Source organism: Cellulomonas sp. zg-ZUI22 (assembly GCF_017353535.1).
Classification (GTDB): Bacteria; Actinomycetota; Actinomycetes; order Actinomycetales; family Cellulomonadaceae; genus Cellulomonas; species Cellulomonas wangleii.
The window spans coordinates 1,408,732-1,424,043 of sequence record NZ_JAFMUZ010000001.1 but is presented as its reverse complement, the minus strand read 5'-3'; the positions used below and the strand labels follow the sequence as shown (position 1 = coordinate 1,424,043).

The 15,312-nt window shown below is 75.4% G+C and carries 15 protein-coding genes and 2 tRNA genes; 9 read left to right on the top strand and 8 right to left on the bottom strand.

Features of this window, described 5'->3' with window-relative positions:
- Positions 1–59: 59 nt before the first annotated feature.
- Positions 60–132: transfer RNA gene (locus tag J1G43_RS06525), tRNA-Trp, on the bottom strand.
- 289 nt (positions 133–421) lie between these two features.
- Between J1G43_RS06525 and J1G43_RS06520 the strand changes: the two genes are divergently transcribed.
- The 8 genes from J1G43_RS06520 (at position 422) to J1G43_RS06485 (ending at position 8,857) form a co-directional block, all read left to right on the top strand.
- Positions 422–1,657 carry a pyridoxal phosphate-dependent aminotransferase gene (locus J1G43_RS06520; protein ID WP_372437903.1) on the top strand — a complete coding sequence of 412 codons (1,236 nt, stop codon included), beginning with the start codon at positions 422–424 and terminating at the stop codon, positions 1,655–1,657.
- 84 nt (positions 1,658–1,741) lie between these two features.
- Positions 1,742–2,638, top strand: a complete 897-nt coding sequence (locus J1G43_RS06515) for an ABC transporter ATP-binding protein (protein WP_207339069.1) — start codon at positions 1,742–1,744, stop codon at positions 2,636–2,638.
- Entirely contained in the window at positions 2,635–3,504 is an 870-nt protein-coding gene (locus tag J1G43_RS06510; protein ID WP_207378176.1) for an ABC transporter permease, read from the top strand. Before J1G43_RS06515 ends, J1G43_RS06510 begins: the two co-directional genes overlap by 4 nt.
- A 43-nt stretch (positions 3,505–3,547) precedes the next feature.
- On the top strand, positions 3,548–4,828 hold the full coding sequence (locus J1G43_RS06505; protein ID WP_207370272.1) for a sensor histidine kinase: 1,281 nt from the start codon (positions 3,548–3,550) through the stop codon (positions 4,826–4,828).
- Positions 4,825–5,454 carry a response regulator transcription factor gene (locus tag J1G43_RS06500; protein ID WP_207339072.1) on the top strand — a complete coding sequence of 210 codons (630 nt, stop codon included), beginning with the start codon at positions 4,825–4,827 and terminating at the stop codon, positions 5,452–5,454. Before J1G43_RS06505 ends, J1G43_RS06500 begins: the two co-directional genes overlap by 4 nt.
- A 96-nt stretch (positions 5,455–5,550) precedes the next feature.
- Positions 5,551–7,092 carry a cell wall metabolism sensor histidine kinase WalK gene (locus J1G43_RS06495; RefSeq protein ID WP_207378175.1) on the top strand — a complete coding sequence of 514 codons (1,542 nt, stop codon included), beginning with the start codon at positions 5,551–5,553 and terminating at the stop codon, positions 7,090–7,092.
- Positions 7,089–7,763: a response regulator transcription factor gene (locus tag J1G43_RS06490; protein WP_207339074.1), complete on the top strand. Its 675-nt coding sequence runs from the start codon at positions 7,089–7,091 to the stop codon at positions 7,761–7,763. The genes J1G43_RS06495 and J1G43_RS06490 overlap by 4 nt, the downstream gene beginning before the upstream one ends.
- 62 nt (positions 7,764–7,825) lie before the next feature.
- The gene (locus J1G43_RS06485; protein WP_207339075.1) at positions 7,826–8,857 is read left to right on the top strand and encodes an adenosine deaminase; all 1,032 of its coding nucleotides are present in this window, start codon (positions 7,826–7,828) and stop codon (positions 8,855–8,857) included.
- Positions 8,858–8,916: 59 nt separating this feature from the next.
- Here the strand turns inward: J1G43_RS06485 and J1G43_RS06480 are convergent, their stop codons facing one another.
- The 3 genes from J1G43_RS06480 to J1G43_RS06470 are packed head-to-tail and all read right to left on the bottom strand — an operon-like array spanning position 8,917 to position 12,770.
- Complete coding sequence (locus J1G43_RS06480; protein WP_207339076.1) at positions 8,917–10,056, bottom strand: UDP-N-acetylmuramate dehydrogenase; 1,140 nt, start codon at positions 10,054–10,056, stop codon at positions 8,917–8,919.
- Positions 10,057–10,065: 9 nt separating this feature from the next.
- On the bottom strand, positions 10,066–11,322 hold the full coding sequence (locus tag J1G43_RS06475) for an MFS transporter (RefSeq protein ID WP_207378174.1): 1,257 nt from the start codon (positions 11,320–11,322) through the stop codon (positions 10,066–10,068).
- Positions 11,319–12,770, bottom strand: a complete 1,452-nt coding sequence (locus J1G43_RS06470) for a sugar MFS transporter (protein WP_207378173.1) — start codon at positions 12,768–12,770, stop codon at positions 11,319–11,321. Before J1G43_RS06470 ends, J1G43_RS06475 begins: the two co-directional genes overlap by 4 nt.
- A gap of 179 nt (positions 12,771–12,949) precedes the next feature.
- Between J1G43_RS06470 and J1G43_RS06465 the strand changes: the two genes are divergently transcribed.
- A complete protein-coding gene (locus J1G43_RS06465) occupies positions 12,950–14,017 on the top strand; it encodes a LacI family DNA-binding transcriptional regulator (protein WP_242635480.1) in 1,068 nt (355 codons plus the stop codon).
- 37 nt (positions 14,018–14,054) lie between these two features.
- Here the strand turns inward: J1G43_RS06465 and J1G43_RS06460 are convergent, their stop codons facing one another.
- The 4 genes from J1G43_RS06460 to J1G43_RS06445 form a co-directional block, all read right to left on the bottom strand.
- Positions 14,055–14,489, bottom strand: coding sequence for a MaoC/PaaZ C-terminal domain-containing protein (locus J1G43_RS06460; RefSeq protein WP_207378171.1), 435 nt, complete (start codon positions 14,487–14,489; stop codon positions 14,055–14,057).
- On the bottom strand, positions 14,486–14,938 hold the full coding sequence (locus J1G43_RS06455; RefSeq protein WP_207378170.1) for a MaoC family dehydratase N-terminal domain-containing protein: 453 nt from the start codon (positions 14,936–14,938) through the stop codon (positions 14,486–14,488). The genes J1G43_RS06460 and J1G43_RS06455 overlap by 4 nt, the downstream gene beginning before the upstream one ends.
- A 30-nt stretch (positions 14,939–14,968) precedes the next feature.
- Complete coding sequence (rpmG, locus tag J1G43_RS06450; protein WP_089798398.1) at positions 14,969–15,139, bottom strand: 50S ribosomal protein L33; 171 nt, start codon at positions 15,137–15,139, stop codon at positions 14,969–14,971.
- 93 nt (positions 15,140–15,232) lie between these two features.
- Positions 15,233–15,309, bottom strand: a tRNA-Met gene (locus tag J1G43_RS06445).
- Positions 15,310–15,312 lie beyond the last annotated feature (3 nt).

The window sequence follows — 15,312 nt, the reverse complement described above, 5'->3', positions numbered from 1 at the left end:
CTGCTCACGACGCCGACCCGGACCTCGGGGGATCCCGAGGTCGGGCCGGTCCGCGTGCGCAGGGCAGACAGGACTCGAACCTGCAACCTGCGGTTTTGGAGACCGCTGCGCTACCAATTGCGCCACTGCCCTACGACGGCCTGGTCACCATGACCCCGCGCACCAGTGCACCGAGCTGGGGGCTCGGCTCCGGGCGTGCTTCATCATGGCGGACGTCAACCGCCGGTGGACCACTGTACGCGACGCCGGGCGCGGGGTCGAACCCGTCCCGGGACGCCGACGGCGCCGCGCGCGCCGGCCCCGCTCGGCGACGCCCCACGGGCCGGTGCACGTCACCCGCACGGACGACACCGGGCACCGGCGTACCACCCCGTGATATCCGTTGGCCGTGCACCCGCCGGGCTCTGCGAGGATGGGGCCCGTGAGCCAGCACAGCGCACCGACGACGACGTCCACCCGCGCCCGGGTCTCCGAGCGCATCGCCGCGATCGCGGAGTCCGCGACGCTGGCGGTCGACGCCAAGGCCAAGGCACTCAAGGCCGCCGGCCGGCCCGTGATCGGCTTCGGCGCCGGCGAGCCCGACTTCCCGACGCCCGACTACATCGTCGAGGCGGCGGTCCGCGCGGCGCAGGACCCGGTCAACCACCGCTACTCCCCCGCAGCCGGCCTGCCCGTGCTGCGCGAGGCCATCGCCGCCAAGACGCTGCGCGACTCGGGCTACGAGGTGAAGCCCTCGGACGTGCTGGTCACCAACGGCGGGAAGCAGGCGGTCTTCCAGGCGTTCGCGGCGGTCCTCGACCCCGGCGACGAGGTGCTGCTGCCTGCCCCGTACTGGACCACGTACCCCGAGGCGATCGCACTGACGGGCGCCGTGCCCGTCGAGGTGGTGGCCGGCGTCGACCAGGGCTACCTCGTCACCGTCGAGCAGCTCGAGGCGGCGCGCACGCCCCGCACCAAGGCCCTGCTGTTCAACTCGCCGTCCAACCCCACGGGCGCCGTGTACTCCCCCGAGCAGACCGCGGAGATCGGCCGCTGGGCGCTCGAGCACGGCATCTGGGTCATCACCGACGAGATCTACGAGCACCTCACCTACGACGACGCCGTGTTCACGCCGATCGTCCGGGCGGTCCCCGAGCTCGCCGACACCACGATCGTCCTCAACGGCGTCGCCAAGACCTACGCCATGACGGGCTGGCGCGTCGGCTGGATGATCGGCCCCACCGACGTCATCAAGGCCGCGACCAACCTGCAGTCGCACCTGACGTCCAACGTCGCCAACGTGTCCCAGCGCGCGGCGCTCGCGGCGCTCACCGGCGACCTGTCCGCCGTCGAGCAGATGCGCGCGGCCTTCGACCGCCGGCGCCGGACGATGGTCGAGATGCTCTCGACGATCGACGGTGTGCGGTGCCCCGCGCCGCAGGGCGCGTTCTACGCCTACCCGTCGGTCGAGGGCCTCCTGGGCCGCACGATCCGCGGCGTCACGCCCACCACGTCGGCCGAGCTCGCGTCGCTGATCCTCGACGAGGTCGAGGTCGCCGTGGTGCCGGGCGAGGCGTTCGGCCCCAGCGGGTACCTGCGGCTGTCGTACGCCCTGGGGGACGACGACCTCGTCGAGGGCGTCACGCGGGTCCAGGGCCTGCTGGCCGAGGCGGTCTGAGCGCCCGGGTCCACCGACCGGTGGACCCGGGGCACGGCCGGGCGGTCGTCCCCACCGGCCCGGCCCCCGCAGGACACTGGTGCCATGGCGACGACGGACGCCCCGGCCGTGCTGGTCGAGGGCCTGCACAAGCGGTACGGCGAGAAGCGCGCGGTCGACGGGCTCGACCTGCGCGTGGAGCACGGCGAGATCGTGGCGGTCCTGGGCCCCAACGGCGCGGGCAAGACGACGACGGTCGAGACCCTCGAGGGGTTCCGGCGGGCCGACGCAGGGCACGTGCGCGTGCTGGGAGCCGACCCCGCGCGCGCGGGGCGGGCCTGGCGCTCCCGGATCGGCGTGGTGCTGCAGGACAACCACGACCTCGCCGAGGCGACGGTCCGCGAGATCGTGCACCACATGGCCGGTTTCTACCCCGCGCCGCGCGACCCCGAGCAGGTCATCGACGCCGTGGGCCTGCGTGAGAAGGCCACGACGCGCACCCGCGCGCTGTCCGGCGGGCAGCGGCGCCGGCTGGACGTCGCGCTCGGCGTCGTCGGCGACCCCGAGCTGCTGTTCCTCGACGAGCCGACGACGGGGTTCGACCCGCAGGCGCGTCACGAGTTCTGGGACCTGGTCGAGTCGCTGCGCGACGAGGGCACGACGATCCTGCTGACGACGCACTACCTCGAGGAGGCCGAGCGGCTCGCCGACCGCGTCGTCGTCGTGGCGCGGGGACACGTCGTGGCGCAGGGCGCCCCGGCGGAGCTGGGCGGACGGCAGGCCCGACGCGCGCGCGTGCGGTGGACCGTCGACGGGGCCCCGCGCGAGGAGGCGACGGACACCCCGACCGCGCTCGTCGCGCAGCTCGCGTCGCGTCTGGGCCGTCCCGACGGCGAGGTCCCGGGCCTGCAGGTGCTGCGGCCCACGCTCGAGGACGTGTACCTCGGGCTCATCGGTGAGCACGGGACCGCGGACGCGCCCCACGAGGAGGCGGCACGATGACGACGACCACCGGCGCGCCGGACGGCGCCGTCGCGCCCCGCCCCCACGCCGCACCCGGGCTGCCCGGACTCGCGCGCCTGGCCTGGTCGCGCACGGTCTTCGAGGTCCGCGGCTTCTTCCGCGAGCGCGACGCCGTCGTGTTCGTGTTCGCGTACCCGATCCTCATGCTCGCGATCTTCGCGACCGTCTTCGGGTCCGACGAGGAGCTGATCCCGGGTTCCGGCGTGCGCTTCCCGCAGTACTTCCTGCCCGGGATGGTGGCCACGGGCGTCATGCTCTCGAGCTTCCAGAACCTCGCCATCTCGATCGCCGCCGAGCGCGACGACGGGACCCTCAAGCGGCTGCGCGCGACGCCGCTGCCCGCCACCGCGTACTTCCTCGGCAAGACCGGGCAGGTGCTCTTCTCCACGGCCGTGCAGACAGCGCTCCTGCTCGCCGTCGCCGCCGTGGTGTTCGACGTCCCCCTGCCCATCGACGCCGGGCGGTGGTGGACGTTCGCCTGGGTGCTGGTGCTGGGCACCGCCACCGGCGCGGTCTGCGGCGTCGCGTTCTCCTCGGTGCCGCGCTCGGGGCGGTCGGCGAGCCCGGTGGTGATCCCGGTGGTGCTGGTGCTGCAGTTCGTCAGCGGGGTGTTCTTCCGGTTCGACGAGCTGCCGACGTGGATGCAGCAGGTCGCGTCGGTCTTCCCGCTGAAGTGGGTCGCGCAGGGCATGCGGTCGGTCTTCCTGCCGGACGAGGCGGCGGTGCTCGAGCCGTCCGGCACGTGGCAGCACGGTGCCACGGCCGCGGTGCTCCTCGCGTGGCTGGTCGTCGGCCTGGTCGTGGGCGTGCGGACGTTCCGCTGGCGCCGGCGGGACGACGGGTGAGGGGCGTCGACCGGCACGGGGACGCCGTGGCAGAGTCGCGCGCATGAGCACCGACGCCGGGCCGACGCCGGGCACCGTCGAGCGGCACGGGTTCTGGCAGCGCACCCTGCGCATGTGGGACCTCGTGTTCGCGGGGATGACCGTGGTGTACGTCGTCGCGGTCCTGGTCGGCGCACCGGACCCGTCGGCCGCGCGCGTGCCGCTGGCGTCGATGGCGGTGCTCGCCCTGGCCTACGTCCTCCTGGGGCGCCGGGCCGCCCAGCGCGGCGACCCGCGGCTCGCGGACACGTACCTCGCCGTGCTCGTGGTGGTCATCGTCGTCCAGGTCGCCACCGGCGACATCGGCTCCGTACTGCTCTTCCTGGCGTTCCACCAGATCTGGTACTTCTCCCGCCGCCGGGTGGCCGGCGTCCTGTGGTCCGTGGGACTCACGGCCGGGATCACGGTCGCCGCCGTGCTGCGCGTGGAGGCCACGGGACCCCGGATCGCGGAGATCGCCGCGCAGTTCGCCGTGGCACTGCTGTTCGCCGTCGTCCTGGGGCTGTGGATCACGCAGGTCTCGGAGCAGAGCGAGGTGCGCGCGTACCTGCTCGACGAGCTGCGCGCGACGCAGGACGCCCTGGCGGCGTCGCACCACGCGGCGGGCGTCGTCGCGGAGCGCGAGCGGCTCGCCGCGGAGATCCACGACACGCTCGCGCAGGGGTTCACGTCGGTCGTCATGCTCGCGCAGACGGCGGGCGTCGAGCTCGAGCGGGGGCAGGCCGGGCGGGCCGCCGTCGGCCTGGCCCGCATCGAGGACGTCGCCCGCGACAACCTCGCCGAGGCCCGCGCCCTGGTCGCCGCGTGGACACCGCCGGACCTGCAGGACGGCGACCTGACCGGCGCGCTGCGCCGGATCGCGGTGCGGTTCGGCGCCGAGACGGGGACGGCGGTCGAGGTCGTCGACGACACGCACCACCACGTTGCAGGGGGTGCGATCGGACCGGAGGCCCAGGTCGTGCTGCTCCGCGCCGCGCAGGAGTCGCTCGCGAACGTCCGTCGGCACGCGGGCGCCTCACGGGTGGAGCTGCGGCTGGCGCGGACGGACGGCGCGGCCGTCCTCGAGGTCGTCGACGACGGACGTGGTGTGCCCCCGGACGTGCCGGAGGGCACCGGGCTGCGCGGCATGCGGGCACGCGCCGAGGCTGCGGGCGGCCGGCTCGACGTCGCTGCCGCGCCCGACGGCGGGACGCGGGTGCGCGTGCTGGTCCCCGTCACGCCCGCGGCGGCCACGACGCCCGAGGTGCGTGAGGTGCTCCGTACGGACGCTGAGGTGGTCCCGTGACCGTCCGTGTCGTCGTCGCGGACGACCACCCGGTCGTCCGCTCGGGCATCGCCGCCCTGCTCGACCTCGAGCCCGACCTCACGGTGGTCGGCGAGGCGGGCGACGGCGACGCCGCGCTCGCCCTGGCGCACCGGCTGCGGCCCGACCTGGTGCTCATGGACCTGCGGATGCCCGGCACCGACGGTGTGGCGGCCACGGCGCGGATCGTCGCCGAGCTGCCCGGCGTCCACGTGCTGGTGCTCACGACGTACGAGACGGACACCGACATCCTGCGGGCCGTCGAGGCGGGCGCGACCGGGTACCTGCTCAAGGACACGCCGCGCGACGAGCTCGTCGCCGGCGTGCGCGCCGCCGCACGGGGCGAGTCCGCGCTCTCCCCGTCCGTCGCGGGGCGCCTCGTCCGGCAGGTGCGCGGCGAGCGCACCGAGCGGCTGACGGCGCGTGAGCAGCAGGTGCTGGCGGGCGTCGCCCGGGGGCTGTCCAACGCCGCGGTCGGCCGCGAGCTGTTCATCGCCGAGGCCACGGTCAAGACGCACCTGCTGCGGGCGTTCGCCAAGCTGGGCGTCGACGACCGGACGCGCGCGGTCACGGTCGCCCTCGAGCGGGGCATCCTGCCCGCTCCCTGACGGCTCCCGGCGCACCGTGAGCCGTCGTCACGCGCCGTCCCGGGACGACTCCGGACGACCCTTCTGCCCCGGTTGTCGCACGACCATACTGAGCGCATGCGGAACGGGCCGGCGTCGGGGCGGACCCTCGCCGCGCCCTCGGAGGCCCTGCGGGCGACCGGTGCGCGCGTCACCGTCCGCGGCCGGCTGATGACCGCCGTCGTCGCGCTCACCGCGGCCGCGATGACGGTCGCCGGGATCACGGGGCTCGCGCTGCAGCTGCGCGCGACCGACGCCCGCATCGACGAGTCGCTGACGCGGGCCGTCAGCGCGCTGCGGACGAGCCAGGCCGAGGGCGAGACCCAGCCGGACGGCACCCGGGTGCCGTGGACGTCCGTCCGGTCGCTGCTGCGCGACGCGGTCGAGGCCCGGGTGCCCGCCGAGCACGAGGGCATGCTGTCCGTGGTCGACGGCACGTTCCACCTGCGCCCGGCCGACGAGACGCGCGCGATCCGGCTCGACACGGACGAGGAGCTGCTCGCGTGGCTCGCGGCGCTCACGCCCGACGACCCGCTCGCGGACACGCCCCGGACCGTGCGCACGTCGGTCACCGAGTACCGGCTCGTGGTCGTCCCGGTCCTGCTCGCCGCGGACCCCGCGGCGACGGGTGCGTTCGTCGTGGCCACCGACCGCACGGCGCAGACCGCGGGCGTCTGGCGGATCTTCCTCACCTACTCCGTCGTCGGCCTCGTGGCGCTGGCGGTGACGTCGCTGGTGGCCTGGTTCGTCGTGGGTCGCATGCTGCGCCCGGTGCGGGTGCTGCGCGACACGGTGCGGCGGGTCACCGGCTCGGACCTGTCCGAGCGCATCACGGTCACCGGCAAGGACGACCTCGCCGACCTCGCGGCCTCCGTGAACTCGATGCTGCAGCGCCTCGAGCGCGCGTTCGGGTCGCAGCGCGAGCTGCTCGACGACGTGGGGCACGAGCTGCGGACGCCCCTGACGATCGTCCGGGGACACCTCGAGCTGCTCGACCCCGCCGACGAGTCCGACGTGCGCGCCACGCAGTCCCTCGCGCTCGACGAGCTCGACCGCATGCAGCGGCTGGTCGACGACCTGGTGACGCTGGCGACCGTCGACCGGCCCGACTTCGTGCGCCGCGCACCGGTGGACGTCGGCCGCCTCACCGACGACGTGCTCGAGAAGGCACGAGGGCTGGGTGAGCGGCGGTTCGTCGTCGTGGCCCGCGCGGACGTCGTGGCGGACGTCGACGCGCAGCGCGTCACGCAGGCGTGGCTGCAGCTGCTGGCCAACGCCGTGCGGTTCTCGGCACCCGGCTCGACGGTCCGGCTGGGCAGCGAGGTCGCGGACGGCCGGCTGCTGGTGTGGGTGCGCGACGAGGGTCCCGGCGTGCCGCCCGAGGAGGAGGCCCGCATCTTCGAGCGCTTCCACCGCGGTCAGGCCGACCGGGTGCAGCACGGCGCCGGGCTCGGGCTGCCCATCGTCGCGGCGATCGCCGCCGCCCACGGCGGGCGCGTCTACGTGGAGCACCCGCCCCCCGGCGCCGGTCCCGGCGTCGGGTTCGTCCTCGACCTTCCCGCCGTCGGTCTCGTCGACGGCGGGTCCGAGTCCCTCGAGCTCGTGGAGCCGCACCGATGACGCACATCCTGATCGCCGAGGACGAGGAGCGCATCGCCGCCTTCGTCGCCAAGGGCCTGCGCGCCCACGGGTACGAGGCCACCGCCGTCCTCACGGGCGAGGCGGCGCTGGAGCACGTCGAGGCCGGTGGGGTGGACCTGCTGGTGCTCGACCTGGGACTGGGTGACATGGACGGCTTCGACGTCCTGCGGTTCCTGCGGGCCGAGGGGTACGCCGTGCCCGTGATCGTCCTGACCGCGCGCTCGTCGGTGACCGACACGGTCACCGGCCTGGAGTCCGGGGCGGACGACTACATGGCCAAGCCGTTCCGGTTCGAGGAGCTCCTGGCGAGGGTGCGCCTGCGGCTCCGCAGCCAGCCCGCGGCCCCGGCGCGGGGCAACGTGCTGGCCCACGGCCGCCTGCAGCTCGACCTGCGCACCCGGCGGATGCGGGTCGGGGACACCGAGGTCGACCTGTCGGCCCGCGAGTTCGCGCTCGCCGAGACGTTCATGCGCAACCCGGGTGACGTGCTCACCCGCGAGCGCCTGCTCTCGGAGGTCTGGGGGTACGACTTCGACCCCGGGTCGAACGTCGTCGACGTCTACGTGCGGTACCTGCGGCGCAAGCTCGGTGCCGAGCACTTCGACACCATCCGCGGCGTGGGCTACCGGCTGGTCGACGCACCGGGCTGAGGTCGGCCGACCCGGTACCGGCCCGCGCGACCGGTCCCGTGCCGGCTGGCAGACTGGACCCGATGCGCGACCTCAGCCTGCTGCCCAAGGCACACCTGCACCTGCACTTCACGGGGTCGATGCGCGTGGAGACGCTGGCCGAGCTCGCGGAGCTGCACGGCATCCGCCTGCCCCACGTGCTGCTCGACGCCGACCCGCTGGTGGTGCCGGCGGACGAGCGCGGCTGGTTCCGGTTCCAGCGCATGTACGACGCGGCCCGTGCGTGCGTGCGCTCCGAGGCGGACATGCGCCGGATCGTCGCGGAGGCCGCGGCGGACGACGCCGCGGAGGGCTCGGGCCGGCTCGAGATCCAGGTGGACCCCACGTCGTACGCACCGTACGTCGGCGGCATCACCCCCGCGCTGGAGATCGTGCTGGACGAGGCGCGGGCGGCGCAGGCCGCGACCGGCGTCGAGGTGGGCGTCGTGGTCGCCGCGTCCCGCATGCGGCACCCGCTGGAGGCACGGACGCTGGCGCGGCTGGCGGCGCGGCACGCCGGTGACGGCGCAGGCGGCGTGATCGGGTTCGGCCTGTCGAACGACGAGCGCCGCGGGGAGACCGAGCAGTTCGCCCCCGCCTTCACGATCGCGCACCGTGCGGGGCTGCGGTCCGTCCCGCACGGTGGGGAGCTGCTGGGCCCGGCTCACGTCGAGGAGGTGCTCGACCACCTGCGCCCGGACCGCCTGGGGCACGGTGTGCGCAGCGCGGAGGACCCGCGGGTGCTGGCCCGGGTGGTCGAGGAGGAGGTCGCGCTCGAGGTGTGCCCCGCGTCGAACGTGTCCCTGGGCGTGTACCCCACGGCGGCCGACGTCCCGCTGCGGACCCTGGTGGACGCGGGCGCGCGGGTCGCGCTCGGGGCCGACGACCCGCTGCTCTTCCGCTCGCGCCTGGGCGACCAGTACCGCATCGCGCGCGAGGAGCACGGGTTCGACGACCACGCGCTGGCGGACCTGGCGCGCTCGTCGATCACGGCGAGCGCGGCCTCACCGGCGACCCGCGCCCGGCTGCTGGCCGGGGTCGACGCCTGGCTCGCGACGGAGCCGACGCAGGACTGACGCCGACGCAGGACCGACGCGGTCGGCGGTCCGACGCGGTCCGGTGCCGTCCGCCGCGTTCAGAGCGTGACGCCCACCAGGACCGGCTCGGGCTCCAGGACCACGCCGAAGCGGTCGCGCACACCGTCGCGCACGGTCCGCGCGAGGGCGAGGAGGTCGTCCGCGCGCGCCTCGCCGCGGTTCGTGAGCGCCAGGGTGTGCTTGGTCGACAGGGTCGCCGGGCCGGGTGCGCCGTACCCGCGCGAGAACCCGGCGTGCTCGATGAGCCACGCGGCGCTGGTCTTCACGGCTCCGTCGGGCATCGGCCAGCGCGGGGCGTCGGCAGGCAGCGAGCCGGCGTCCGCGACGACCGGGTTGGTGAAGAACGACCCCGCGCTCCACGTGTCGCGGTCGGAGGCGTCGAGCACCATGCCCTTGCGTGCCCGCAGGGCCAGGACGGCGGCGCGCACGTCGGCCAACGGTGCCCGCTCCCCCACGGTGATGTCGAGAGCACGCGCCAGCTCCGGGTACCCCACGGGCGCCGACAACGAGCCCTCCTTCATCTGGAAGGTCACGTCGAGCACCACGTACCGGGGCGTCGGACCCCAGGGCGCGGCCGGGTCTGCCGGGTCCGGGCGCATCGAGCGCTTGAGCACCGACGTGCGGTAGCCGAACCCGAGGGTGACGAACGGCAGGGTCCGCACGCGCCCGCGGCCGCGGTCCCACACCCGGACCTGGGCGACGGTCTGGGCGACCTCCTGACCGTACGCGCCGACGTTCTGCACGGGGGTCGCGCCCGTCGAGCCCGGGATCCCGGAGAGCGCCTCGACGCCGACGAGCCCGTGCTGGACGGCGTAGGCCACGACGTCGTCCCACACCGTGCCCGCAGGGACCGTCACCGTCACCCCGCCGCACGCGGACGCGTCGGGGACCTCGATGCCACCGCGGACGTCGCGCACGACCACCCCGGGGAACCCCGCGTCGCCCACCAGCACGTTGGACCCACCGCCCAGGACCAGCAGCGGCTCACCGGCGGCGTCGGCCGCGCGGACCGTCTCGACGAGCTCGGCCTCGGTGGTGGTCTCGACGTAGCGCGTGGCAGGCCCGCCGACGTGCAGCGTCGTGAGGTCCGCGAGCGCAGGGGTGCCGGGGTGCGTCGGGACGGCCGGGTGGGCCGGCTCGGGGGGCGGGCCGGGCAGGGCGCAGGTGTCGAGCTCCACGCGACCAGGCTAGTCCGCGGGACCGTCCGCCACGTCCGCGGGGGCCGCGTCACGCACGGGCAGGGGGCGTGCGGCGCCGGTCACCACGAGTCCGAGCACGACGGGCACGAGGATGGCGAGCAGCGCCTGCCGGTAGCCGACGTGCTCGGCGAGCAGACCCAGCAGCGGCGGGCCGGCGAGGAACGCGGAGTACCCGATGGTCGACACGACGGCGACGCGCTGGGCGGCGCGCACCGGGTCGTCCGCCGCGGCGCTCATGCCCACCGGGAATCCCAGGGCGGCACCCATGCCCCAGACCACCACGCCCGCGAGCGCCAGCCACAGCTGGTCGGCCAGGCCGAAGACGATCAGACCGACCCCCGCGAGGAGCGCGCACAGGCGCAGCACGACGACGCGCCCGTACCGGTCGAGCAGCACCGTGCCGAACATCCGCATGGCGGTCATGGCGGTGACGAAGAGCGCGAACCCGACGGCGCCGGTGGCGTGGGTGGTCCCGAACCCGTCGACCACCGCCAGGCTGACCCAGTCGTTGGCAGCGCCCTCGGTGAGCGCGGCGGCCAGCACCACCAGGCCGATGAGCAGGGTGCGCGGCTCGAGCCACGCCCCCACGGCGGCGCGCGCGCCGCGCGGCGCGGCGGCCTCCGTCGACGCCGGGTCGTGCTGGTGGGCCGGTTCGGCGAGGAACGAGCGGACCGCGACGGCCGTGGCCACGCAGGACAGCGCGACGACGACGGGGAGGTGAACCTGCACCGGCACGTGCAGGGCCGCCAGCACGGCGGCCAGGCCTGCGGCGCCCATGGTCCCGAAGGAGAACCCCGCGTGGTACCGCGGCATGACGGTGCGGTCCAGGCGCTGCTCGACGACCGCGCCCTCGAGGTTCATCGCGGCGTCCCAGACCCCCGCCCCGATGCCGACCAGCACGAGGCCGGCACCCACGAGCACCACCAGGTCGAGCGCGACCCCGACCGACGCGACGCCGTAGCCGGCCCCGTTGACGACGGCGAAGGCCAGGACCGTGCGCCGGGCACCCAGCCGCTCCACGACCAGGCCCGACAGGGGAAGCGCGACCAGCGACCCCGCGGCACCGACCAGCAGCAGCACACCCATGCGCTCGGGGGTCAGGCCGAGCGCGTCACGCACCGCCGGCAGCCGCGCCGCCCACGAGGCGAAGTTGACACCGGAGAGCAGGAACACGGCGAACACCGCCGCCGACGCCACCCGGACCTCGCGGGTCGGGGTGCTGCGGACGTCCTCCACGCGGCTCATCGTGCTCCTCCCGGTGTCGGGGGCCGATCCGGCGTCCGACGGCGTCGCGTGCGCGGTCGGGGCGCCGGACGGTGCCGGCGGACGCGCGCGGCGCGGTGCGGGGCGTCGTCGCCCGCCGCGGGTGCGGGGGCGGGGACGTCCGGCGTGCCCGACCCGGTGACGACCGCGTCGTCGGCGGGCGGCCGGGGGGTGGGGATCCCCGGCGTCACCGCGGCGACGGGGCGACGTGCGACGGCCGGTGCCACCACGACGCTGGCGATCATGGCCACGACGATGAGCACGAGCGCGCGACGTGCCCCCACCGACTCGGCCGCCAGGCCGAGCACGGGCGGCGCGACCAGGGAGGCCATGGAGGCGAAGGCGGACACCACGGCGACACGTCCGGCGGCGCGGACGGGCTCGTCGGAGGCGGCGGCGATCCCGATGGGGACCGCCAGCGCGGCCCCCGCACCCCACAGCAGGACGCCCGCCCCGGCCAGGCCGAGCGTGGGGGCGAACCCGAACGCCAGGAGACCGGTGACCGACGCGGCACCCGACGCACGGAGCACGGCCACGCGACCGAACCGGTCGAGCAGCCGCGTGCCGACCAGCCGCACCACGGTCATCGCCGCGACGAACAGGCCCAGCACGGCACCCCCCACGGACTCGCTGCGGCCGAACCCGTCGACGACCGCGAGGGACAGCCAGTTGTTGGCAGCGCCCTCGGAGAACGCCGCGGCCAGCACGACGACGCCCACGAGCAGCGTGCGCGGCTCCCGCCAGGCGTCGAGCGCCGTCCCCAGCCGCCGCGCGCCGTGCTGCAGGCGGGAGGAGCCGGCGGCGCGCACGAGCGGACGGACCCCGGCCCGCTCCCCCGCCTCGACCTCGGAGGGCGGCAGCACGACGCCGCGCAGGGACGCGAGCCGCCACACCACCACGACGGCGGCGGTGACGGGCAGCTGGACGCCCACCGGGACCCCGACGGCGGAGGCGAGCGCACCGGCGCCGGACCCGACGACGGCACCGACGGAGAACGCGGCGTGGAACTGCGGGATCACGGTGCGCCCGAGCGCCCGCTCGACGCGGGCGGACTCCACGTTCATGGCGACGTTGCCCAGGGCCACGGCCACGCCGTTGAGGAAGATGCCCACGGCGAGCAGGGCACGCGAGCCGATCGTCGGCCCGACGCCGAGCAGCACCAGCGCGGTGCCCAGCAGCACCGTGGAGGCGACCAGCACCCGGCGGGTGCCGAGGCGCTGCAGCACCATGCCGGAGACGGTGACGGTGACCAGCGAGCCGATCGACCCGACCAGGAGCAGGAGCCCCAGGTCCGCGGTGCCGAGGTCGAGCAGGTCGCGCACGGTGGGGATGCGCGCCAGCCAGCTCGCGAACGCGGTGCCGGCGACGGCGAACAGCCCGACGAGCAGGAGGCGGGCGCGGGCGACGGCCGGCGCGTAGGGGCGGGTCACGGGAGGGCTCCGGGGTACGGGTGCTGCGGGCCGGGCGACGCGGGCCGCTGCGGCCTCGAATCGATTCGATCGATGGGATGCGCGGTCGAATCGATATGAGGGGACGCGACCATCCTGCGGGTACGCTGACCGCGACGTCAAACGTCACCCACGCCCGTCGCCGGCCCCGGAGGTCAGCCCTGTCCGTGCAGCGCACCACCCTGGCCGACGTCGCCGCGAGCGCCGGGGTGTCCGTCTCCACCGCCTCGCTGGCGTTCTCCGGCTCCGGGCCGATCGCGGAGGCCACCCGCGCGCGGGTCCTGCAGGCCGCGCAGGAGCTCGGGTACGCGGGCCCCAACCCGCTGGGCCGCCAGCTGCGCCGCGGCCGCTCGGGCATCGTCGGCGTCATCATGGGCGACGCCCTGCGCCGCGCCTTCCGCGACCCCGTCGCCGTCCAGGTCCTCGACGGCCTGACCGCCACCCTCGGCCCCCTCGGGCTCGGCGTCCTGCTCATCCCCGGCCCCGACGACGCGTCGCAGCCCGCGGTCGACCCGCTGCTGAGCTCCGCGGCGATGGACGTCGCCGTGCAGATGTGGGGCGGCACCAGCGACGACCCCGTGCTGGAGATGCTGCGCCGGCGCGGCACGCCCGCGGTCCTGGTCGAGGGCACGCCCCAGCCCGACGTGGCCGCCGTCGGCATCGACGACCACGGTGGCATGGCCGAGCTCGCGCGGCACGTGCTCGACCTGGGGCACACCCGCATCGCCACGGTGACGCTGCCGTTCGACCGCGAGCGCGCCGAGGGCCCCGCGGACGCCCGTCGCCTGGCCCAGCTCTCCTGGGAGATCACCCGACGTCGGCTCTCCGGGCTCACCGACGCCGGGGTGTCCCCCACGGTCGTCTACGAGACGCCCGCGTCCCTGGTCGAGAACGGTGCCGCCGCCGGGCGCGCGCTGCTGTCCGGCCCGGACCGCCCCACGGCGGTCGTCTGCCAGTCGGACCTGCTGGCCTCCGGCGTCGTGCTCGCCGCCCGCGAGCTCGGCCTGCGGGTGCCGCAGGACGTGTCGGTCGCCGGGTTCGACGGGCTCGACCTGCCGTGGCTGGCACCCGACGTGCTGACCAGCGTCGCCCAGCCACTGGCCGAGAAGGGCGCCGCGATCGGGCAGGCGGTCGAGGACCTGCTCGCGGGCCGCATGCCCGAGCCCCGCGTGCTGCCCGTGCAGCTGCGCGTCGGCACCACGACCGGACCGGTCCCGCCGGACGCCTGACGTCCGCGGACGACCGACCGGCCGCCCGCCGGCCCGGTCAGACGAGCCGGACGACCGCCTGCGCGCGGCCGAGCACGCGCGCACCGTCGACGCTCACCGTGAGGTCGAGGCGCACGGTCCCGGCCTCGGCGTCCAGGGCGCCGACGGTCGCGACGACCTCGACGGCGACCTCGCCCGGGTCCGGGACCACCACGGGGCGCGTGAAGCGCACCTGGTAGTCCAGGACCGCGCCCGGGTCGCCCGCCCAGTCGGCCACGACGGCCGCCGCCGCACCCATCGTCCACATGCCGTGCGCGATGACGCCCGGCAGACCGACCGCCGTCGCGACGCGCTCGTTCCAGTGGATCGGGTTGAAGTCGCCGGACGCCCCGGCGTAGCGCACGAGGCGCGCACGGTCGACCGTGACCGTGCGGCGCGCGACCTCCTGCCCGACCGCCAGGTCGGCGAGCACGGGGCGGGCGGGGGCGCTCACGCGGCGTCCTCGGGGCGCACCGCGAGGGTGGACACCACGGTGGCGACGGGGGCCCCGTCGGCATCGGCGATCTCGCAGCGCGTCGTGATCATCGAGAGCCCCGCACGCTGGGTGACGGCGTCGACGTGCAGCGTGGTCGCCAGCCGGTCACCGGCGTGGATCGGGCGGTGGTGCGTGAAGTGCTCGTCGGCGTGGACCACGCGGCTGAAGTCGATGCCCGCGGCCGGGTCGTCCACGTACTGCGCCTCGGCGCGCTGCGCCACCACGACCGCGAACGTCGGGGGCGCCACGACGTCCGGGTACCCCAGGGCGCGTGCGGCCTCCGGGTCGGTGTGGGCCGGGTGCGTGGCACCCGTCGCCTCGGCGAACTCCCGCAGCTTCTCGCGCGAGACCACATACACGTCGCCGGGCGGGTAGCCCCGCCCGGCGAAGGAGGTGTCGACCGGCACGTCGGCGGTCAGTGGGTGACGAGGACCGCGTCAGCGGGTCTCGCGGTGCACCGTGTGCTTGTTGTCACGCGGGCAGTACTTCTTCATCTCGAGCCGGTCGGGCGTGTTCCGACGGTTCTTCTTGGTGATGTAGTTCCGCTCCTTGCACTCCGTGCAGGCGAGCGTGATCTTCGGGCGGACGTCCGCGCTCTTGCTGGCCATGTTCGTGTCACCTCTCGCGCCCCGCTGGGGCTGCGCTCTTCTCCTGGCGCGCGCCGGCCGACGCGCGCTGCTGCGACGGATGATCGCCGTACGTGGTAGCGGGAGCGGGATTCGAACCCGCGACACCACGATTATGAGCCGTGTGCTCTAACCACCTGAGCTATCCCGCCACA

Coding starts and splice junctions, on each gene's coding strand:
- J1G43_RS06495 (WP_207378175.1), top strand. CDS start 5,551: ATGCGGAACGGGCCGGCGTCGGGGCGGACCCTCGCCGCGCCCTCGGAG.
- J1G43_RS06490 (WP_207339074.1), top strand. CDS start 7,089: ATGACGCACATCCTGATCGCCGAGGACGAGGAGCGCATCGCCGCCTTC.
- J1G43_RS06515 (WP_207339069.1), top strand. CDS start 1,742: ATGGCGACGACGGACGCCCCGGCCGTGCTGGTCGAGGGCCTGCACAAG.
- J1G43_RS06475 (WP_207378174.1), bottom strand. CDS start 11,322: ATGAGCCGCGTGGAGGACGTCCGCAGCACCCCGACCCGCGAGGTCCGG.
- J1G43_RS06510 (WP_207378176.1), top strand. CDS start 2,635: ATGACGACGACCACCGGCGCGCCGGACGGCGCCGTCGCGCCCCGCCCC.
- J1G43_RS06505 (WP_207370272.1), top strand. CDS start 3,548: ATGAGCACCGACGCCGGGCCGACGCCGGGCACCGTCGAGCGGCACGGG.
- J1G43_RS06485 (WP_207339075.1), top strand. CDS start 7,826: ATGCGCGACCTCAGCCTGCTGCCCAAGGCACACCTGCACCTGCACTTC.
- rpmG (WP_089798398.1), bottom strand. CDS start 15,139: ATGGCCAGCAAGAGCGCGGACGTCCGCCCGAAGATCACGCTCGCCTGC.